Below are 21,332 nucleotides of genomic sequence, written 5' to 3'. Positions count from 1 at the left end.
CGTGCGCCGGAGTTTCCCGCACGCCTGCAGGAGAAGTTGAATGGACCGCATGTTGCCTCATCAATGGCCTGCGACAACGAACAAGCAGGGTGCCATCAGCCAGGAGTTTATCGGCCTCGCTGATATAACCGGATTTTTGCGGCGTTACCTCAGAACGATCATTGCCTGCCTTGGCGCCGCGCTCTTGGTGGCCTGGTTCTACAACTCGACCACCGACCCGGTGTTTACCGCCAGTGCGCAGATCCTGATCGAGCCGAAAGTGCCGCAACATCTCCAGGAGGGCGGAGAAGTAAACCTGTCATTGGACACCGCGCAGGTGGAAAGCCAGATCGCAGTGATGCAGTCGGAAAAAATCGCCGCGATAGTCATTGAGCAGCTGAAACTCGTCGAAGACCCTAAGTTCAATCGTCCACACGCGCCGATTTTGCCGGAGGCATTCAGAAAAATAAAAATGGTCCTGGCTGACGCTTTGGGAGCCCAAAAAAGCGCCCGGCTGACCTCGCTATGGGAGTATTTCGGCTTGGGCATGCCAGAACCCGCCGCATCGCTGAGCGACTATCAGAAATTCCGCCACACAATGTCGAGTTTCCGTGACGGCCTCGATATCCGCAGGGTCGGTGTTTCCTACGCCATAGACATTTCCTTCACCTCCGTTGATCCCGAGGGCGCATCCAACATTGCCAACGCCACGGCCGATGCTTTCGTGCATGAACAGATCGAAACCAAGGCCGACGCCGCACGGGAAGGTGGCGCGTGGCTCGAGAAGCGTCTTCAGCAACTTCGTGCGCAAATGAACGCGGCCATGGCGAAGGCTCAGGAGTTCCGTTCTCGGCACGACTACAGCGTCGGCAATGAGGCCAACAATGAAGAGGCCAATGCCACGGACGGCGTCAACGCCGTGCCGACGCTCGAAGAGCTCGAGGTGACCGCCGAGACCTATCAGAAGATGTATGAAAGCTTTCTCCAGGCCTACACCAACTCGGTGAGCCAGCAATCGTATCCGGTGGCCGACGCGAGGGTGATCACGGCCGCGACAGCGCCGCTTTATCCGAGCGCTCCAAGGCCGAAACTGGTCCTTGCCTTCGCCGCGATTGCCGGGCTCATTGCCGGCATCGGAATTTCGTTTGTGAGGCACACGCTCGATTGGACCGTCAGGTCGCCGCGGCACATCAGGGAGAACCTGGGCATCGAGTGCCTCGGAGAGTTGCCTTTGACGAGCAAGCGAATGGAATCTGGTCACATTGACGAGGTCAAAAGACGTCCCTACTCGCGATACAGCCAGTGCCTCAGGAAGGCACGGGCCGAGATCAGCCTTGCGGAAACCAACCATCAGGTCAAATTCCTCGGGTTGACCGCCGTATCCAACGGCAGTCCCAAGAGTTCCGTCATCAGCAATCTCGCCACGCTTTACTCGATGTCGGGTCTAAAGACGCTGGTGATCGACGCCGATGTCCGGCGATCGGTGACCACCATGCGGCTGCTCGGCCGCTCGGTTGCCTATGACAGACTGTGCCAGGACCCGATCCGGCTCAGCATCGTGCGCGCACCAGGCCGATCGTTCGACCTGCTTCGCAGTTCCGTGGTGGAGGGCACCGACTTGTTGACGCCACGCAACATGGAGGCGTTCCTCTCGGAAGTTACAGCTTTTGGTCTCGCCGATCACGAACTTGGCGCTTACGACGTTGTCATCGTTGACCTGCCGACACTGGCCTCGGGAGCCGACGAACTGATGGTCGGATCCGTTCTGGACGGTGTCGTCATCGTTGCGGAATGGGGCAAGACGCATTCCGAAACGCTGCGGGACCTTGTCAGAGCGTTGCAGGCCAGCAGGGCGCATGTGCTTGGAGCCCTTTTGGCGAACGCTCGGGCGATGACATCCAAACAGCGCACGACATGAGAAGGGCAGATGCGTCGTTGAAAGCCTGCAAGACGTTCCGGATCATCCCTTGGCATTAGGGTTAGGGTGGGGCGCGTAGCGCTACCTCCTTTGCCTTTCTTGCCGAGCGTCCCCCAGATTGGGAAAGTGTCAGAGTCAAACAATTCGAAACAATGATCGTCATGACAAACGCCTTCGAAAAGCAGTCACATCTCGCACCCTCGAGTTGGGGCCAGCCATCCGTTCCGGTGGCAGCCGACAACCGAGCGGTCCTGCATGTTGTTTCGGCTCCCGACCACGACAGTGGCGGGGTGTTGTTGATCGACTTGTCACCCGCCATTAGGGCAGGTTCTATGAATCCTCCCGTGGGAGGTCTTCTGAAGCGAATCCTGGATTTGATCATAGCGGTCACGGCGCTTGTCATGGCCGCGCCGGTAATGGTTGCTGTTGCCCTGCTCATCAGAATCACGACAGGCGGCCCGGCGGTGTTCCCGCACAGCCGGGTCGGCCTCGGCGGAAGACCGTTCAACTGCTACAAGTTCCGTTCGATGGTCGCCAATTCGGAAGCCGTTCTGAAAACCTGCCTCGAAGCCAATCCCGACATCAGAATGGAGTGGGAGAAGACCCACAAGATCAGGAACGACCCGCGCGTGACGTTCCTCGGGCGAATGCTGCGAAGGTCAAGCCTCGATGAACTCCCCCAGCTCTACAACATTGTCCGTGGCGACATGAGTTGCGTGGGGCCGAGGCCGGTCGTAAAGGAAGAGCTCCAGCATTACGGCGACCACGTAGCGGACTATCTCCGCGCCAGGCCGGGGCTGACCGGTCTTTGGCAGGTGAGCGGAAGAAGCAGCGTGGACTATGCCACGCGCGTGGCGCTGGACAGCCACTATGTTCGGAACTGGTCTGTCTGGTCCGACATCGTGATCCTGTTCAGGACCGTCTTCGCGGTGATGCGCTTCGACAGGACCTCCTAACCCCGTTACCCGTCACTCCGCGGTTTGCCTCCAGCGGACGGACACAAACACGCCGATGATGTACGCGCCTGCCAACACGAATGCCAGCATCAGGAATTTGAGGACGCTCACATGGCCCGGAAATCCAAAGCCGTTCCAGGCCAAGCTTCCAATCGCAAGCAGGGCAGTGGCTGCGAGAAGGGCGGAAACCTTGAACCGCAGGCCTATGAGAGCGCCCGCAGCCGCCAGGGCGATTAGTGTCATGAGCACCGACATCTCCAGTGGCAGGACGGATCAACTCACTGCGGCACAAGGTTCCGTCCGGGGCCCGAGGGCCCACGGTGCTCACTGATATGCGGCCTCAAAGAGCAAGGCAAGTGCTGCGAGCATTGCCTAGACGGTCGGCTTGAGTGCCGAGTCTTGCTTCATCTTCCTGATCTTCCTGAATGGCTTCGGCCGCCGTGGTTTCAGGGCACAAGCCAAGCCGATCATATGGAGGCGATCGAGAGCGTCACAGGATCTGATGCGGGGGGACCGATCAGCCAACTGGTCAGTTGCCCTGGCGGATCGCGGACTTGATCAATTGATGCCCTGAACCGGAACCGTCTCGGCCTGAAGGCTACCGCCTGCAGGTATGCTAGCCAGACCTGCGTCCGGCGCCGGGATCTCGACCTTCACTGTGTCGCCGGGTTCTAATGCTGTCGTCTCCTCGGCGGGAAGTTCGGCTGTGCTGCTATCCGTCGTCCGGACGATCTTGAAGATTGGCTTGGCACTTTCGGAGCGTTGCCTCAGAGCGAGCAGGGCGGGGACTGCAATCTCGGTTTCGTGCAGTAACTGCACCGCGGTATCGGCCTTGCTGGTGACTTCGTTGAGCTGCAGCTGGGTTTCGCGCAAACCTTCGGCGACTTCGCTGGCGTGCCGGTTGCTGATGTTGAGAATCTCGATGTCGGTCTTGCTGATCTCCTGCCTCACGCGCAGCAGCGAGGTCTCGGCAGCGAGCCTGTCCCCTTGCATCTGCGCGACCGTCCCCTCAAGCGATAGCTCGCGTGGTGCAACCGCCAGTCCCTTCTCGACAAGCGTCGAAACACTCGCGAGCTCCTTCTGGACAAGCTCGATCTGTTTGTCGTGGAATGTCAGTTGCTGTCCCAGCGAGTCCAGTTCCTTTTCCAGGAAGTCCCGGAGTTCATGGAGTGAACGCAGTTGCGTCGTCAGCGCGTCCTTGCCGATCGCAAAGATCTTGCGCTCCTGGTCCATTGTCGATGCAACGGTTTGGTTGGAAGCCCTGTCGTTCAATTCCGCAGGAAACGAGATCTCCTCGCTGCCGGCCAGTTCGGCTTCGAGGCGCGCCTTGCGGGCAAGAAGGCTGACATTGTTCAGCGCCAGTAAACCCACATCGCCCTGGCCTGAGATGACTTCCCGCCCCAGCCGCGATATGTCGTCCTGGCGTATGGGCAGGCCGCCCGCGATCCCCACCGCCTGCAGCACGGTCAGTCCGGGCCGATAAGGAAACTCCCCGGGCTGCTTGACATTGCCGACGATGTAGAAAGGTCTGTACTGCACAATTTCTACAGCGACATCGGGCTGGCGGCCGAGCCCCATGTTCCGCATCAAGCGATCGCCGATGGCCCGGGCGAGGTCGCCGGGAGCGGTGCCCTGCGCGCGTATCTGGCCGACAAACGGAAGGAAGAGCGTGCCGTCGGCACCGACGACGAAAGCGTCGTTGAGAGCCGTCCATTCGAAAATCACATCACGTGATGCGCGCCATTCATAAACCTTGAGCCTGACCTTATCTTGGGGTCCGAGCAGATACTCGGCAGCCGCGGAAGGCAAGGCGCCGGCGACTGTCGCGGCCAGTGAGGCAGACGCGATCGTCAAAACCCATTTGCGCATTGTCTTCCCCTTCGTCAGATTTTCAAGATGTACTCGGGTTCGATTCGGCCAATCGCGACGTGCAGGATAGCGAGCAGGTTACCCCTGAGCCTGCCCCTACGGTCGACATACGGCTCGGGCCACAGGCTCTTTGCCAGATTGGCTGCAATATTCCTGAGCATCAGGGGAAGCGCGAAAGAGGCCGGCACGGACCCCTTTCTGATCAGATAGATCGCATTAGCAACCTGGGAGTAGCCAAATCGCTCTCCGCTGACGCGACCTGTCTTGATGCCAAGATGGACTCCCCTGATCGAGGATACGCAGACCACCCGGCCTTTGGATCTCAGTTGGCTGGTGAAGTCGATGTCCTCCTGCCAGCCATACAGGACGAGGCGCTCGTCGAAACGCAAATCGCCCACAAGCGAGGAACGGACCGACATGTTACATCCGTATGCACCCACATGGTCGATTGCCGAAGGTCCGGCACTGCGGGTGCCCTCTGCTGCCCGCAGTGCCGCTTCGGCATCGTCCCAGGTGAGGCCAGCATTGGCGGCCCCGTCCTTGATGACCCTGCCCATCACCACCGCCCATTCGTCATTTGTGATAAAGGCTTCTTCGACCTGCTTCAGGTATTCGGCCGATGGGACGAAATCGTCGTCGAAGAATGTGATGATGTCGAAGCGCGCCAGCGACGGCGCAAGAGCCGTGTTCCGCTGTGCGGTCAGCCCCCTCGGCCCGAAAACACATTTTACAGGAAACGGGCAACTGGCCGGCAAATCAACATGTGTGGCGTCGGGCGCGGACACTATGACTTCATCGGGAAGTCTTTTCTGGCTACCCAAATAGCCGAGCAGGCGCGCAACCTGCGCGCTGCGGCCTAGGGTTGGGATAATCACTGCCAGTCTCATGCCAGGTCCATGTTTTGCTGTCCGCCGACCCTAGGACGGCGAACACACCTGGACAGCCTGCATAAAAGGGTAAGGACAGCCCCGGGTTACCTCGGAGCACAGGCTTTTGGCGTATTGCGGGCCGACTCGCTCCAACCAAAAGGATTAGGCCGGCCCGCGCTCGCAGCGTCCTGTAACCGATCGGACGACTTGCAAGAGCCATGGCATGAAAGGGAGACTGCCGGCAGTGCGATTGCTGGCTGCGGCAAGGGGGGAACCATGCTCCACGAACGTTCTTCCGACCTGGCAATCGCCGCCAAATTCGCGGTGCCAATCGAGAAACCGCCGACCGCGCCGGGAAGTGTCGACAGATACGCGAGAACAGCGGTGGTTCACGACTGGTGCCCCAACTTCCGGGGAGGGGAGCGGGTTCTTGCGCAAATCTGCAAGCAGTTTCCGAATGCCGAAGTCTTCACGCTTTTCGATTTTCTGCCGGCCGACGTCAAAGAGCAATATTTCCGGGATGTGGAATTCCATACGTCGGCAGCCAACCGGATTCCCATGGTGCGGAAGTTCTACCGGTCTCTTTTCTTCTTTTGCCCTTTCCTGATCGAGCAGTTCGACGTGACAGGCTACGATGCGGTGATCTCCTCTTCGGCCGCGTTTTCGCGCGGCGTCATCACCAGGCCGGATCAACCGCATTTATGTTACGTGCACAGCCCCGTCCGCTATGCGTGGGATGAGCAGTTCTCCTATCTTCAGCAGGGAAGGTTGGGCTTTGGTCCCAAGGGAATTCTCTATCGATACATGCTGCACCGGCTGAGGACGTGGGATACCAGGACCGCGCATGGTCCGGACCTGATGTTGGCGAACTCGAACTATGTCCGTTCCCGAATCCAGCACATCTACGGGCGCGACGCGCGTGTCGTCTTCCCGCCGGTTTGCGTAGGAGAACTGCCGTGTGTGGAGGACAAGGATGACTACTACGTCTCGGCATCCTTCCTAGCCCCATACAAGCGCACCGACCTGGTCATCAGGGCCTTCAACGAAATGCCGTCGCGACGGCTGGTCGTCGTTGGCGAGGGACAGCAATCCGCCAGCTTGCGATCGCTGGCTGGGCCCAACATCTCGTTTTCGGGTTTTCTACCCCGCCAGGAGTATGTAGAGACGCTGGCGCGGGCAAAGGCCATGGTCTTCGCGGGCTGCGAGGACTTCGGCATCGCTTTGGCCGAGGCGCAAGCCTGCGGGACCCCGCTGATTGCCTTCGGCCGAGGCGGCGCGGTTGACATCGTGCGGCGCCTGGGGTCATCGGCCGAGCCGACGGGGGTGCTGTTCAAGGCGCAGACTATCGAGTCTCTCAAGGCGGCGGTCGTGCGCTTCGAAGAAAACAGCCACGCTATCACCCCCAGTGCCTGCACCGCCAATGCAGCGCGCTTTTCCGAAGAGAACTTCGATCGCGCGATTCTGGAATCGATCGGGGCAGTCCAGTCGCTTCACGACATCATATGAGTTCGCGCACCCTGGCGCCCTTGGTTTGTGCGTCGAGGCCGTCGGCGGCCGCCATGGCCTTGAGATAAAGCAACGCCGTCGCCCTCCAGCTGTATGCTGAGGCTCTTGCCCTTCCCTTCGCCACCATCTCCGTTCGCAACGCCTGAGAACGATGAAGTCGCATGAGGCTGTCGAACCATGCCTCCGGATTGTCGGGAGAGGCGTATAGGGCCGCGCTCGCGCAGACCTCAGGCAGGCTTGCGCGGTCGGAAACCACCACCGGGCAGCCGACAGCCATCGCCTCGAGGGCAGGGAGGCCGAAGCCTTCGGTAAGCGACGGGAAGGCCAGGCAGAGCGAGTCCGCAAGGAGAGCAGCCAACTCGCCATCCGAAACGCGGCCAAGCCAGTGGATGTTTCGCGCTTGCGTGCGCGCAGAACCTGACCGGTAAACGCGTGATTCCGACATGCCGACAATGGCTATCCTGAGCCCGGCTGCTCCAAGCCGGTCAGCCATGTTCAGGACGAGGTCTACATTCTTGTGAGGTGCGGCACTTCCGATCATGACTATGGTGTCCCGGGAGGCCGCCAACCGTGTCGGCGCCGAGTGTTCAGGCTTCCAACGCAAGACATGCTCATGGCCGTTAGGGGCCACGAGGGCTTGGTGGGCCTGGATCACGCCTTGGCGGATGAGTTCACCGAGCGAGAAATCGGACACAGTCGAAATACCCCACGCAGTCTTGCCAAGGCAAGGCAACAGCGTTCTGTAAAGGCTTCTGAAGGCGAGGGAATAGCTCTGCGGCGCGTTCCAGACATTTGCGTCATGAATACAAACGATATGTTTGTGGGCAAGCAGCGGCCCGGTATTGCACAGGCTGAGCAGACCGCCGCCGTCGAGAGCGAGGGTAAGTCGCGCTTGCTCCCAAACATGCCCGCGCGCGCCACCGATCTCGCGCCGTTCGATGGACGTGAGGGGGATATCCCCGGATCCGGGTGGACAGAGCAGGCGGAGCTGGAGATCGCTGGCAAGTGGTACCCGCTCCTCAATCAACGAGTCCAGCGAACGGACGATTTCACGGGCATAACGTTGCACGCCCGTTGTCGCCTGGGAAAGAAAGCGCCCATTGATCGTCCAACGTCGTGGCATGCCCTTACCCCCGAGACCTTCACTGTGGAGCGGCCATAGGGGCGCAGTCACTACGGCCATTCGGTCACCTGTTCGCGCGGAGCCTCATCCGGCCGGGCGAGGGCGGTGTTGAACCTACCTCGAACGTTGGAGGGCCGTGCGCGACCGAGAATGCTAATCTGACCACAGGTGCGGCCGGACCGGAGAGGGTTATGGGCAATTCCGAATTCGATGCGACGCAGTCGCCGTCATCAAGGCGGTTGAATGGCCACGACAACCGCACACAGCTGGCGGGAACCCTTGTCGAAGACGCCAAATACTTGGTTGGTATACCCGAGCGAAAGTCACGGGATCAGGGGGCGGCGAGGCGACGCTGGACGATAAACGGAGACTTCACGACGCTTCGCCGTAATGGAGTAGCCCGCTATGCTCGCGAAGTGACCATGGCTCTCGACGCTCTCATTTCGGAAGGTCATCCCCTTGGTCGCGACCTGGACATGGATCTGTTGATCCCACGCCCACTAACCGAACCCTTGCCCCTTAAGGCGATCGCCGTCCGCATCATTCCGGAATTCAACAGACCACGACTTCCTCAATTTTGGGTTCAGGCGCAGTTGCCCTGGCATGTGCCTGGCGGGTTGCTGAGTTTCTGCAACCTCGCTCCCGTCATGCTTAGCCGTCAAATCGCTTGTATCCACGACATGCACACCAGGCTGATGCCGTTGAGCTATGCGAGAGGCTTCCGGTGGGCGCACCGCCTCATCCTCCCAGCGCTCGGCAGGCGGGCCGCTCGTATCACGACGGTCTCACAGCTGGCGCGAAGTCACCTGATCAAGTTTGGAATAGCACCTGAGGAAAATATCGTCGTCACCTACAACGGCAGCGACCATGCCAGGAGATGGGATGCCAAGAAATCGTCCCTGGCCGTGGATAGGCGTAGGCCGTATGTCCTTTGCCTTGGCCGGGGCGACCAAGAATACAAGAACCTGGAGCTTCTCGCCCGGCTGGCCCCACTCCTCGATGACATGGGTCTGGATCTGTGGATGCCTGGCGACGTCAACGAAGACACGATCCTGCGATACGTTGCGAAACTGCCCGACAACATCGTCTTGCTTGGCCGCATAGGCGATGACGACTTCAAGAAGGCGCTCGAGGGCGCTTTGTGCTTCCTGTTCCCCTCACGCATCGAGGGTTTCGGGCTCCCCGCGATCGAGGCGATGGCGTCTGGCTGTCCCGTCATTGCATCGAGTTCGCCGTGCCTCCCGGAAATCTGTGGGGACTCTGCTCTTTATGCCGATCCCGACGATGTCCATGCGTGGGCCGAGAAGGTCCGCCAGCTTATGCTCACCCCAGCCTTGCGCGAGTGGCTGGTGACCAAGGGGAGCGCCAGGGCAAGCAGTTATTCCTGGCGGTGGATCGCGTGGAAATACCTGGAACTGATGGTTCAGGTCGACGCCGATTTCGCGGAATTCGACAGTTGATCGGGCCGCAGACGTCGCAAGAATCCTTCTAAAGAGGGTGACCGTGCCACGTTCAAGCCCGAAAGAATTCGGCCTCATTGCACCAACTGAATCTCGCTCAGGAGCAATGCCTAAGCCGAAAAGGGGTGCCCTCCAACCCGTAAGTTGAAGCGAAGAAATGGGCCTGAAATTGTAAGAGTATGGGCGAGTGACCTTGATCGCAAACCACCGAAGTTGACGCGTGAACACTTATGTTCACCCAAATGAGAGCGAACGACTCGTCATGCAGTCTCAGAATGCGCAAGTTGGAACGGTGCTTGAACCCTGCGAGCATCGACTTGCCGTGGGCGGTGCCCCCAGGCAGACAACTGCAACGAGCGGTAAGAGGCCAATTCGGATTGCTCTGATAGGGCAGTTCGGCGTTGGAAATTTCGGCAATGACGGTTCGCTCGAGGCTATGATCGACACGCTTCGGCGGATCTGCCCCGAAGCTGAACTGGCCGTTATTTGCACATCGCCCGAACATGTGAAGAAGGTCTTCGCAGTTGAAGCCATCAAGCTGACGCGGCCAGATATCAAGGTGCGCTGGCTCGACCGGGCGAACCGCACCCTTGGTCGGGCCCCCTATAAGATACTGGGGCCAATCCGGGCGTTCCTAAAGCTCCGTGGCTTTCATGCCGTCGTGCTACCCGGAACGGGTGCCTTCGATGATTTCGGCGACACACCATTTGGCATGCCCTACCTTTTTCTCAAATGGTTGGTGATGGCGAGGTTGCGTGGATGCGTCGTTGCCTTTGCCAGCATAGGCGCCGGGCCTGCGTATCACCCGCTCAGTCGCGTGTTCTTTGGCTGGGCTGCCCGCTGTGCGTCGTACCGGTCGTTTCGCGACGGAATCTCACGCGATTTCATCCGATCCCTCGGCGTCAATGTTGCTAGCGACCGGACTTTCCCCGACCTTGCCTTTGGCCTTCCAGTTCCACCCGTCGAGCGCGGGGTCGCGGCAGCCACTGTCGTTGGCGTCGGGGTCATGAATTATCGTGGCCGCTCCGGCGGGGACGAATCGATCTACAACGCTTATATCTGCAAGCTCGGGGAGTTTGTCGCACGCATTGTGATGCGGGGCTTTGCCGTTCGACTTATCCTGGGTCAGGACAATGACGAGGTCGCGGTGATCGACGTCATCGAACAACTCCGCGGCTTGCTCTCCCACGCTGATTTGGCTCGGGTCGTTTACACCCGGTCTGCATCGCTTCACGACGTGATGGCGCAAATGCAGACGACTGATGTCGTCGTCGCAACCCGATTTCACAATGTCGTCTGTGCCCTGCGGGTTGGTCTCCCTGTCATATCTCTGGGATACCTCGAAAAGCATGATGCTCTTGCAGCCGACACGGGTCTATCGGCCTTTTGCACCAGCGTGGAGAGTTTCAGCGTCGAATGGCTCGAGTCTGGTCTGGACGCACTCCTGGCGGAAAGGGAATTGCGGGCGCGGCAGGTGCGCGAAACAGTATCGCGGTACAGACAACAGCTTGAGGTCCAGGCAGCCCTCCTGCAGACACAGGTGTTGGCCCGTGCAGTGTCTCGCCCACTCTTGTCGACGTGAGGTCCGCCCGCACGATGCTTGGATCTGCGAATGGAGAACCGAAGAGCGGGCGCGGTCTCGAGAAGACAGCGGACCGGTAGTGCCCCAGGCCAACAAATGTGGAAGGTTGCTCCATGCCACTAATTGACATTGTGATTCCAAATTACGGCTATGGGCGCTACTTGCCCCAGGCTGTCGACAGTATTTTTCGGCAACAGGTGGAAGACATCAGAATCCTAATCGTTGACAACGCTTCCACAGATAACAGTGTCGATATTGCGAAAAATCTGTCCAGGCGAGACAAGCGTATTACAGTCATCGCGCGTGCGAGAAATCTCGGTCTACACGCCTCCTGTAACGAAGGTATAGATTGGGCCAAATCGAAGTACTTTGCGATTCTTTGTGCTGACGATCTTCTTGTCGATGGTTGTTTTCATCGCACCTTACCGATCCTTGAAAAAGAGTCCGGCGTTTCCTTTGCGTGCGGAGCCGAGTTGGTCTGGCACGAGAATCGCCCCTTCCCCGTAATTGAGAATCCCGCCGCCGGCGACTGGCGATTTCTGTCGACGCGATCGTTCGCTTTGGAGCGGTCCCTCCCCAGTAAGGTTCTTTTCGGGGGCGGTGCGGCGCTGATAAGAACCTCGGACCTCAAACGGGTCGGCCATTTTCGATCGGAGATAGCCTACAGCGAGGACCTGGAAATGTTTTTGCGCCTTTCGCTGAACCGCAGAGCGGCGGTCACAAACGCGATCCATGGAATAAGGCGGGTGCACGGAGCGAATCTGTCCGCGGTGTTCTGGCAGGATTTCAAGCGCGAGATGGTCGAGAGGAAGCTCGCCTTCGATAGTTTCTTTTCGCACGAAGCGGCCTGCATGCCTGGGGTGGAACAACTGCGGCGAAGTGTGTACCGAAATCTTGGCAAGCGGGCATATTGGTCTGGTCTATCCCACATCGCCCGCGGCCATCGGCCAGCTGGGTTTGATCTGCTGCGGTTTGCGGCTGAGCTCTCGCCAAGCCTGGCCTACGTCCCGCCGGTCGACTACTTGGTTCATCTTCCAAATCCACTTGGCCACATCCGACAGCGCCTTGGGGAAGTTTGGAGCCGGCATTGATCGCGACGCGGCAGGCATGTGGCTCCGAGCGCGGAAGCGACCTGCCGGGTCGGATGCCTAAGCCGTGAGCAGAAAGCGCATCGGTGTCGTTTACCTGACCGACGGCAGGCGCGACGACCTGACCTATGCCAGCGTGCTGTCCTTGGGGTTGAACCATGCGCGAGAGATAGACATTCATATCGTTCAATCCGGGTTTCGCTCGGCGCCCCCGGCTGCGGTGCTCCGAGTGCTCCAGGCGAGAGGCCATCAGCTGGCGACGCACGCCTTGTCGCAGGTTGATCGGGGTTTGCCCGGTCACGGACACATAACGTCGACTGCGTATGAAAAATCGGAAGCCATCGCCGCAGTTTCGGGCGAACATGAGGTTGTCTGCTACCTTGACAACGACACGCTTGTCATGCGGCCCCTTGATCTCGCACATGCCGCCCCGAAAACACAACCTCTCGCTGCGGTAGCCGATCTTTCCATATCAACGGGTTTCGACAATCCAGCATTTTTCAAGAACTGCGAAGAACACGGCCTCGAGCGGCGCTACTTCAACTCCGGAATGATTGCCCTCAACGTCTCCCGATGGATCTGCTCGGGAATTCCTGAACGCTACGAATCCCTGATCCAGACACATGCGAACTTTTGCCCCTATTGGAACGGGTCGTGCATCCACGTCGACCAATGCGCCTTCAACATTGCTGCCAATCGGAGGTGGGAGGCGCTTCCTTTGGACTTCAACGTCCAGAAGTCGGCATTCCAGACAAGTCATTGGCATCGGGCGTTGATCCGGCACTACACTGGGCCGGAGAAGTTCCTTCCGGCCAGGGCGCACCGCACCGATAGCAGGGAGCGAGCCGTGCTATGCCGCATTTCGCGTGAGTGCCAGGAACTTGGCCTTGAGATCCCCCCTGCGTATCTGGGGTTGCCGTACTGGGCCAATGGATTGCGCAGGAACGCCGACCGGAGCAAGATTTCGCGGCTGATCGACCAGTTTCTAGCGGTATGATGTGTTCGGTCCGTTTGGCATCAGGCGGGTGACACGCTGTTGTCCGTGCAGGGAGGACCCGCGATCAACCTGCTGAAACCCGGTCACGCCTGAGTGCCGGGAAAATCTTGATGATCTCATCGACAATGGGATGCCGGGTGACGATCAGTCCAGCAGCCCATCCCCCCAACGCGAAACCTGCCGCCATTATTGCTTCCATGGGGGAGAGGTGGAAGCCGGAACCGGATATCCCCATAGCTGCCAGAGGCAGGACCGCGCTCGCCAAGGCAACAACGGCGCTTTTCCATAACGCCGCGGCGATGGCCCTCCAGCTCAGTCCCAGCCTGCGTCGCACGAAGCCCAGGGCAAGATATGCCTGGAAGGGAATGGTCACCAACATGCACCAGGCAGCTGCGTGCAATCCGCCGAAGACGATGGCTCCGCCCAGGAGAACCCCCGAAACCGGGAAGACGATCAGGGCGCGGATGAACAAGTCCCGGATCGCCCCCATGGCAACCATTACGGGGTAGTTGAGTTCGAAGCTGAAGGAAAAGAGCAGCGCGATTGCGACGATTTGAACGAGCGGCGCGACTTCGGTCCACTGATGACCCAGCACGACGTCGACGGTCGGGTACGCCAGGACCGACAGCACCAGGAGCGCCGGCCAGTGGAGCGCGGTGATGAGGGAAAGGGCGGATAGATAGGGGCGTTTCAAATCCTTGCCTTGCCTGGCTTCGGCTGAGAAGGCGGGCAGCACGACCGCTATTGCACCGCTGATAACTAGTTTGTCGGGAATTTGCCCGATCCAGAGCGTCCTGCTGAACAAGGCTGCTGCATTAGGCGACACGAAGCGGCCCAAAAGGAGCAGGGGCAGGGCGTCAAATGTACGGAAAAGTATGGCGATAGCACCGTTGTATCCACCGAACGAGATCATTCCGCGCCAATTGGCCAGGGATGGCTTGAATATCCAGAAATGGGGGCAAAGCGCGAGTCCTAGGCCCGCGCCAACACCACTGCCGATCAGCCAAGCCCAAGAGAAGCTCATGAAGCTGAAGCCCGCCCATGCCAGTCCAATCGTGGCTGCACAGTTTGTCACGGCTCCCGCTATGTCGATCGCTGCTATCTTGCCGAAGGACATTTCCCTCCGCAGGAGTGCGGTGATCAAGCTCAGCGAGGCGTCGACGAAGAGGCACACCGAGATGACCCTGAAATAGGCGACGAGGTTCGGCTCGTTGTAGAACGACGCGAGGAAAGGGGAAGCGCCGACGATGGCGGCCGCGATGATACCGGTGAGGATGAACGTCACCGTAAAGGCGCTGCGGATATCCTCGCGGCTGAGTTCCTTGCTCTGGATGAGGAAGCTTGAACTGGAGAACTCCCTCACGGACAGAGCTACTGCCAAAATGGCCATGCCGATTACCGACACCCCGATCTCCTGGGGCGTTAGTATCCGGGAGATCAAGGCTGCAGTGACAAAGTTCGTCGCGAGCAAGACGTAGCGTTCACCCACGCTCATCAACAGTGCGCGTCTGACCGAAAGCATGGTGTCCTTTCCCCGCGGCGCGGTCGCCTGCGCCCCCGTGGATAGTCCAACAATCGAGGTTGAAGGTCATGACGTCCAATAGGCTAGGGAAGGACCACCGACTAAAGCGGTAGCAACCGAACGGGAACTTGACTGCTCGGACAGCGGCGCAACCGGGTCAAGACTGATGGGCTGGATGAAAGAGGACCGCCATCTGATCAGGTCGGCCATTGTGGAAAGGCCAACTCTTCACTTGGTCCGGAAGAAGCCGCCAGCAAGGATGACGGCCTCTTCGGGCTGAAGCCGGCCGAGGTGATCCGGAGCGCGACGCTTTATAGTGCGGAGCCGAGCATGGATATCCGCTTTTCTCCGCTTGACTAGGCACCATGCATAGGCAGCGACCTCCGAAAGCAGTAGCGCCAGCCCTCCGTTCACCCGTATGGGCAGATTGCGTCGGGCGGTTGCCGTACCGACTATCCAGCCTGAATTTCACCGGGAGGTCCGTCGCAATGTCCTTTCGTTTCGCAGCCGCTGCAGTTTGCCTGCTGGCGACAGCAGCTCCCGCCTGCGCCGATCTGCTTTGGGGCATCAATGGCCATCCGGTAACGGCGTATCCGGGCATCCCGATTGGAAGGCAACTGGATTTCATAAAGGATCTTGGCCTGAAGTCGTACAGGGTCAACGTAACGGACGAAGATGACGCAAATGTACTTGCCGAGCTCGTGCGTGCGGCAAAGTTGAGGGGGATCGAAATCCTGCCGGTCCTCACGCCGGCCATCGATTTGGACAAGTATAGCGCTGACGAAATCTATGCGAAGAGCCGGACATTGGCGATCGCACTCGGCACCAGATTCAAGACCGACATCCGGGTTTGGGAACTCGGCAACGAGCTGGAGAATTTCGCCATAATAAAGCCTTGCGAGACCCGCGACGACGGCTCGAAGTATCCGTGTGGATGGGGGCCGGGGGCAGGAACGGGAGTGCTCGACTACTACGGCCCGCGCTGGGCCAAGGTGAGTGCCGTTCTCAAGGGTTTGTCCGCAGGCATGAGCCAGGCCGATCCCGGAATTAGGAAGGCGATCGGCACCGCCGGCTGGGGTCACACAGGCGCGTTCGCGAGGATGAAACAGGACGGCGTCGATTGGGACATCTCGGTTTGGCATATGTATGGCGAAGATCCGGAATGGGCCTTTCGCGAAATCTCGGCCTACGGGAAGCCGATCTGGGTGACCGAATTCAACAATCCCTATGGCAGTCAGCGCAGCGAGCGGCAGCAGGCCGATGGCATCAAGCAGACGATGACGCGGCTTCGCCAACTCAGCGGGAAGTATAAAGTCGAGGCCGCGCAAATCTACGAACTTTTCGACGAAACTTACTGGGCACCCAGCTTCGAGGCTAGTATGGGATTGGTCCGGCTCACCGCCGCCTCTGATAGCAAATGGAGGGTCGGCGAGCCGAAGCCTGCCTACAAGGCGGTGCGTGAGTTCACCCGCGGTTCACAGCCGCTGCCCAAACCGGATCGGGAGTGCGATCCCGAGACCACGGCCGCGAACAAAACCGTTTATGTCAGGCAGGCAAGCTTCGCTTACTGCCTCGTGCTTGGCCACGAGGGTGACGCTGCCAGCTTGGCCCGGTGGTCGGCAGCACTTGAAAGCGGACAGAGCCAACTCGCCAGCATGATCATGGAGATGATGCGCACGGACGATTTCGAAACCGGATATGCCACGATCGGACTGACCGACCGCGCCTATATCAGTTTCCTCTATCTGCTGCTGCTGGACCGCCCTGCCGACGAGGATGGGGTGGAAAGCTATGCCCGGCAGTTGCGCGCTGGCACCATGAGACGTGAGGACGTCGCCTTCGGCATTGTCCATTCAAGTGAGTTCAACTCCAAACACGCTGCCATTCGCGAAGCATCCACGGTGCCGGCCCCAGGGTGAAGGAGAGGAGTATCCGGGCAATGCAAATGGCGCCTTTTTTGTTGGCCGGCGCCCTTGTGGCCGCTATGACGATGGGAAGCTTGGCCTGCCAAAGCGATAGCGGGACAAAGTTCCCGCTGCGCATCGAATCGGGAAAAAGCTATCCGCTCGACAAGGACGGCCGTCCGTTCTTCATGCAAGGCGACTCGCCGTGGTCCCTGATCAGCGACCTGACCGAGGAAGACGCAGATCTTTACCTTGAAGACCGGAAAGCGCGCGGTTTCAATACCGTACTGGTCAACCTTCTCGAGCACCGTTTCTCCCGGAACGCGCCTGCGAACGCATATGGCGAGAAGCCATTCGCCGACCATGGCGATTTCGTTGCTCCCAACGAGGCGTATTTTGCTCATGCCGACCGCATTCTGCAGAAGGCATGCGACCTTGGTTTCCTTGTGCTGCTCGCTCCTGCATATCTTGGCTATGGCGGTGGCGCAGATGGGTGGTACCGGGAAATGTCCGCCGCCGGGGTAGGCAAGCTTAACGCCTTCGGCCACTTTGTGGGACGGCGCTACCGGCACTTCGACAACATCATGTGGGTCAATGGAGGCGACTACAATCCTGCTGACAAAGATCTCGTCAGGGCTCTCGCCAAGGGAATCATGGACGAGGATCCCGACGCTCTCAGCACTGTCCATGGCGCTTCCGATACCGCGCCACTCGATTTTTGGGGCCGCGAACCCTGGCTGAAGGTAAACAACGTCTTCACATATGGGCCGGTCTACACATCGGCGATCAGGGAGTACAATCTCAGCAGGGGCATGCCTTTCTTCCTGATGGAGACCGCCTACGAGTTCGAATACGGCGCCAATGAATATCGAATCCGAATTCAGGCCTACCAGGCGATCCTCTCAGGCGCCTTTGGCCACCTGTACGGCAACAACCCGATATGGCATTTCGGGGGGCCTGGCTTGTTTCGGGAGACCATGAGTTGGAAGGAGGCTCTAGACAGTCCCGGCGCAAAAAGCATGGGGGTGCTTTTCGCTTTGATGTCATCGATAAAGTGGTGGCTGCTCGAACCCGACAGTAAGAACAGGCTGCTGGTCGATGGCACGGGCAAGGACACGGGAAGGGCAGTGGCCGCGACCGCCAAAGACGGATCCTACGCTGTCGTCTACATGCCAGCCAACGACCGCATCACAGTGGACCTGGCGCAGCTTTCGGCGGCTTCGGTCCGCGCTCGCTGGCGCGATCCAACCAGCGGAGAGCTGACGGATGTCGAAGGTTCTCCCTTCAAGGCGGAACGCACGGTTTTCCAGCCGCCAGAGCTAAACAGCCGCGGATACAGGGATTGGATCCTGGAGCTGATAGCTCAAGGCCGCCCCGAAGCGCAAAGTCAATGAGCGCGCGATTGCGTGCAGCAGGCAACGCAAGGCAAGACGCGCCGATTCCTCCGAAAGCATTAGACGAGCGCCACTGCAAAAGAGGTAAGCGCCGGCAACGCCTCCTCGAACGGGGAATCCTGGGCGTCCATTGGCGTTCTCCCCCGTTCCTTCAAGCCCAAGTAGCCTCCCGGATACCAATATCGAGTTTGAGAAGAGGTGCGCGATGAAAGTCATGGTAACCGGCCATCAAGGCTATATCGGATCGGTGATGGTGCCGATGCTGCTTCGTGCCGGGCATTCGGTGACGGGCTATGACAGCGATCTCTACCGGCGCTGCACCTTTGCCGCTGGGGGCGAGCGGGCTTCAATTCCATCTGTCCAAAAGGACGTCAGGGACGTGCATGCGCGCGACCTCGAAGGGTTCGATGCCGTCATCCACCTTGCGGCCCTTTCCAATGACCCGCTGTCCGACCTTGATCCGGACATCACCTATGAAATCAACCATAAGGGCAGCGTCCGCTTTGCCAAGGCGGCCAAGGACGCCGGCGTGTCGCGCTTCCTGTTCGCCTCGTCGTGCAGCAATTACGGACAGGCGGGCGACGGGATGGTCGATGAAACCGGCGAACTGAACCCGGTCACGCCCTACGGATGGTCGAAGGTCCTTTCAGAACGAGATATTTCCGAACTGGCCAGCAGCAGCTTTTCTCCCACCTATTTCCGCCCCGCCACGGCCTATGGGCTCTCGCCGCGGCTCCGTTTCGACATCGTGTTGAACAATCTGGTCGCGTGGGCGGTCACCAAAGGCGTCATCCTCCTGAAGTCCGATGGAACACCGTGGCGGCCGATCGTCCATATCGAGGACATTTCCAGGGCATTCATTGCCGGGCTGGAGGCGCCCCGCGAGGCCATTCACGATCAAGCCTTCAATGTGGGACGAACCGACCACAATTACAGGATCCGGGAGATCGCCGAGATCGTCGCCGAGATCGTGCCCGAATGCCGGCTTGAACTCGCGCCCGACGCCGGACCCGACAAACGCTCCTATCGGGTCAACTTCGACAAGATCGCGCTTGCCCTGCCTGCTTTTAGGCCACAATGGGATGCGCGCAAGGGTGCCGAGCAACTCTACCAGGCATACCGGAAGTCGAATGTCACGCTGGAGGAATTCGAGGGGCCGCGCTTCCAGCGTATCGGTCATATCAGGCATCTGTTGACCAGCGGACTTCTGGACGAGCGGATGCGGGTCGCTGGAGCATCCAAGCCATTGGAGGAGGCGCTCGGATAAGCTGGATGGAACACCTGAACCCCGCCGGGATCGGCCCGCCGCCGGCAACCGGAATCGGTCACGAGATTTATGGCCTGGCCGAACGTCTGTTTCCCATCTGCCGGAGCATCACGGGAAACGGCGTGCGAGCAACGCTGGATGTCTTGTCACAGCATATCGAGTTGGAACGGCACGAAGTGCCCACCGGGACGCAGCTGTTCGACTGGACCGTTCCAAAGGAATGGAACATACGCTCGGCAACCATCACAGGCCCGGACGGACATACGGTCCTCGATTTTGCGGACTCCAACCTGCACGTCGTCAACTACAGCTTGCCATTCAAGGGGATCCTGACGCTCGCACAACTGAGGCCGCACATTCATACTCTGCCCGATCAGCCGCAACTGATCCCCTACCGCACCAGCTATTACGCCCCGACCTGGGGCTTCTGCGCCGCCCACGTCCGTGTGGCTGACCTGCCCGACGGTTTCTACCATGTGGAGATCGACGCCGAGCTCGAGGACGGCACTCTCACATACGGTGAATACCTGCACCGCGGTCAGACCGAGCGGGAGTTCCTCCTCTCGGCGCACATTTGCCATCCCTCGCTTGCCAACGACAACTGTTCGGGCTTGGCGCTGCTGGCGATGCTGGCGAGAAGTCTCAAGGCAAGGAAGACACGGTACAGTTACCGCTTCCTATTCGCTCCCGGCACGATCGGCGCGCTCGCGTGGCTGTCGCGCAATGAGGACCGAACATGTCTCATCGACCACGGTCTGGTGCTGTCATGCGTTGGCGATTCAGGAGGCCCGGCATACAAGCGCAGCCGCCGCGGCGACGCCTTCATCGACCGAGCCATGTCCCACGTGCTGGGGCATCGCGCCGGGGCAAAGCTGATGGATTTCTCCCCATATGGTTATGACGAGAGGCAATATTGTTCGCCGGGCTTCAACCTTCCGGTCGGCATGTTCCAGCGAAGCGTCCACGGCACATTTCCCGAATACCACACATCGGCCGACAATCTTGACTTCATCAGCCCAGAGCATCTCGAGGATTCCTTCCGCATCTTGATGGAGGTGATCGACATTGTCGAAGAGGACTGGACGCCGTTGAACCGCTTGCCCAAGGGCGAGCCGCAGCTCGGCAAACGCGGCCTTTATGCAGCCGTGGGAGGGCAGAAGTCGTCGGGGGCGACGTCGATGTCCCTGCTTTGGGTGCTGAACCTCGCCGATGGGCAGCATTCGCTCCTGGCCATGGCGGAGCGCTCGAACCTGCCCTTCAAGGAACTGGCCGCTGCTGCGAAACTGCTGTTGGAACATGAGCTCCTGGTAGTCTTATGAGGCCGTTACGGTTCGCCGTCTGACAAGGGGCCAACTTTTGTCCCTTTCCGACATGGCTGTCGGCATCAAGGGCCATGCGATGGAAAAGGTGGGGTCATTGTAGAGGACGCCGGTCGACGCGTTGGGCGTATAGAACTGTGATATGAGATACGAGACCACGGTGCCATCGGTTAGGGTTTGGAGGCCGTGGGCGAAGCCGGCAGGGATATAGAGCTGCGTCATGTTTTCGGAAGTCAGCTCGAAACCAAGCCACTTGTAGCGTGTCGGCGAATTCGGACGCAGGTCCACGACGACGTCAAAAATCGCGCCGCGGACACAGGAGACCAGCTTCACCTCTGCGTAAGGCTCCTCCTGGTAGTGCAGCCCCCTGAGAGTTCCCTTTTTGATCGAATGAGCCCGGCTGTGCTGGACAAAGCGCGTCGCCAGACCACAATCGGCCATCTCCTTCTCACAGAAAAGGCGGGTGAAAGAACCACGGTCGTCAAGCATGGGAGTAGGCTCGATCACCCAGACCCCTTGAAGCTCCGTTTCGGTGAACTGCATGCCTTGACTCCCCGGCGCCGAGCGAGACTGCCGCAT

General features: G+C 59.5%; 17 protein-coding genes. 11 read left to right on the top strand and 6 right to left on the bottom strand.

Annotation, left to right across the window (positions count from 1 at the left end; translation table 11 throughout):
• Positions 1-40: 40 nt before the first annotated feature.
• The gene (locus tag LB557_RS04390) at positions 41-1,897 is read left to right on the top strand and encodes a GumC family protein (RefSeq protein ID WP_224642848.1); all 1,857 of its coding nucleotides are present in this window, start codon (positions 41-43) and stop codon (positions 1,895-1,897) included.
• A gap of 152 nt (positions 1,898-2,049) precedes the next feature.
• A complete protein-coding gene (locus LB557_RS04385) occupies positions 2,050-2,853 on the top strand; it encodes a sugar transferase (RefSeq protein ID WP_224642849.1) in 804 nt (267 codons plus the stop codon).
• A gap of 12 nt (positions 2,854-2,865) precedes the next feature.
• Here the strand turns inward: LB557_RS04385 and LB557_RS04380 are convergent, their stop codons facing one another.
• The 3 genes from LB557_RS04380 to LB557_RS04370 form a co-directional block, all read right to left on the bottom strand.
• Positions 2,866-3,096: a hypothetical protein gene (locus LB557_RS04380; RefSeq protein ID WP_224642850.1), complete on the bottom strand. Its 231-nt coding sequence runs from the start codon at positions 3,094-3,096 to the stop codon at positions 2,866-2,868.
• Positions 3,097-3,411: 315 nt separating this feature from the next.
• A complete protein-coding gene (locus tag LB557_RS04375; RefSeq protein ID WP_140722017.1) occupies positions 3,412-4,722 on the bottom strand; it encodes a polysaccharide biosynthesis/export family protein in 1,311 nt (436 codons plus the stop codon).
• Between the two features lie 14 nt (positions 4,723-4,736).
• Positions 4,737-5,609 carry a glycosyltransferase family 2 protein gene (locus LB557_RS04370; RefSeq protein WP_224642851.1) on the bottom strand — a complete coding sequence of 291 codons (873 nt, stop codon included), beginning with the start codon at positions 5,607-5,609 and terminating at the stop codon, positions 4,737-4,739.
• Between the two features lie 258 nt (positions 5,610-5,867).
• Between LB557_RS04370 and LB557_RS04365 the strand changes: the two genes are divergently transcribed.
• Positions 5,868-7,097: a glycosyltransferase gene (locus LB557_RS04365; protein WP_224642852.1), complete on the top strand. Its 1,230-nt coding sequence runs from the start codon at positions 5,868-5,870 to the stop codon at positions 7,095-7,097.
• Here LB557_RS04365 and LB557_RS04360 read toward each other — a convergent pair.
• A complete protein-coding gene (locus LB557_RS04360) occupies positions 7,090-8,166 on the bottom strand; it encodes a glycosyltransferase family 1 protein (protein ID WP_318013326.1) in 1,077 nt (358 codons plus the stop codon). The genes LB557_RS04365 and LB557_RS04360 overlap by 8 nt on opposite strands.
• A 245-nt stretch (positions 8,167-8,411) precedes the next feature.
• Here LB557_RS04360 and LB557_RS04355 point away from each other — a divergent pair, with 245 nt between their 5' ends.
• The 4 genes from LB557_RS04355 to LB557_RS04340 all read left to right on the top strand — a co-directional run bounded on the left by LB557_RS04355 (position 8,412) and on the right by LB557_RS04340 (position 13,347).
• Entirely contained in the window at positions 8,412-9,680 is a 1,269-nt protein-coding gene (locus LB557_RS04355; protein ID WP_224642854.1) for a glycosyltransferase family 4 protein, read from the top strand.
• A gap of 220 nt (positions 9,681-9,900) precedes the next feature.
• On the top strand, positions 9,901-11,262 hold the full coding sequence (locus tag LB557_RS04350) for a polysaccharide pyruvyl transferase family protein (RefSeq protein WP_224642855.1): 1,362 nt from the start codon (positions 9,901-9,903) through the stop codon (positions 11,260-11,262).
• Between the two features lie 113 nt (positions 11,263-11,375).
• Positions 11,376-12,353 (top strand): glycosyltransferase family 2 protein, encoded by a 978-nt coding sequence (locus LB557_RS04345; protein WP_224642856.1) that lies wholly within the window; start codon positions 11,376-11,378, stop codon positions 12,351-12,353.
• A gap of 64 nt (positions 12,354-12,417) precedes the next feature.
• Positions 12,418-13,347, top strand: a complete 930-nt coding sequence (locus LB557_RS04340) for a glycosyltransferase family 8 protein (RefSeq protein WP_224642857.1) — start codon at positions 12,418-12,420, stop codon at positions 13,345-13,347.
• A gap of 64 nt (positions 13,348-13,411) precedes the next feature.
• On the opposite strand, the gene LB557_RS04335 is transcribed toward LB557_RS04340, so the two are convergent.
• Entirely contained in the window at positions 13,412-14,869 is a 1,458-nt protein-coding gene (locus tag LB557_RS04335; protein ID WP_224642858.1) for an oligosaccharide flippase family protein, read from the bottom strand.
• A gap of 488 nt (positions 14,870-15,357) precedes the next feature.
• Here LB557_RS04335 and LB557_RS04330 point away from each other — a divergent pair, with 488 nt between their 5' ends.
• The 4 genes from LB557_RS04330 to LB557_RS04315 all read left to right on the top strand — a co-directional run bounded on the left by LB557_RS04330 (position 15,358) and on the right by LB557_RS04315 (position 20,753).
• Positions 15,358-16,788 (top strand): DUF4214 domain-containing protein, encoded by a 1,431-nt coding sequence (locus tag LB557_RS04330; RefSeq protein ID WP_224642859.1) that lies wholly within the window; start codon positions 15,358-15,360, stop codon positions 16,786-16,788.
• 20 nt (positions 16,789-16,808) lie between these two features.
• Positions 16,809-18,167: a DUF4038 domain-containing protein gene (locus LB557_RS04325; protein ID WP_224642860.1), complete on the top strand. Its 1,359-nt coding sequence runs from the start codon at positions 16,809-16,811 to the stop codon at positions 18,165-18,167.
• 205 nt (positions 18,168-18,372) lie between these two features.
• A complete protein-coding gene (locus LB557_RS04320) occupies positions 18,373-19,434 on the top strand; it encodes an NAD-dependent epimerase/dehydratase family protein (RefSeq protein ID WP_224642861.1) in 1,062 nt (353 codons plus the stop codon).
• Positions 19,435-19,439: 5 nt separating this feature from the next.
• A complete protein-coding gene (locus tag LB557_RS04315) occupies positions 19,440-20,753 on the top strand; it encodes a DUF4910 domain-containing protein (RefSeq protein WP_224642862.1) in 1,314 nt (437 codons plus the stop codon).
• On the opposite strand, the gene rfbC is transcribed toward LB557_RS04315, so the two are convergent.
• The gene (gene rfbC, locus LB557_RS04310) at positions 20,748-21,296 is read right to left on the bottom strand and encodes a dTDP-4-dehydrorhamnose 3,5-epimerase (RefSeq protein ID WP_224642863.1); all 549 of its coding nucleotides are present in this window, start codon (positions 21,294-21,296) and stop codon (positions 20,748-20,750) included. The genes LB557_RS04315 and rfbC overlap by 6 nt on opposite strands.
• Positions 21,297-21,332 lie beyond the last annotated feature (36 nt).

The organism is Mesorhizobium sp. BR115XR7A, from assembly GCF_020165315.1.
In the GTDB taxonomy this organism is placed as follows: Bacteria; Pseudomonadota; Alphaproteobacteria; order Rhizobiales; family Rhizobiaceae; genus Mesorhizobium; species Mesorhizobium australicum.
Note: the sequence above shows the minus strand (reverse complement) of the source record. Positions and strands in the feature narration are given on the sequence as shown.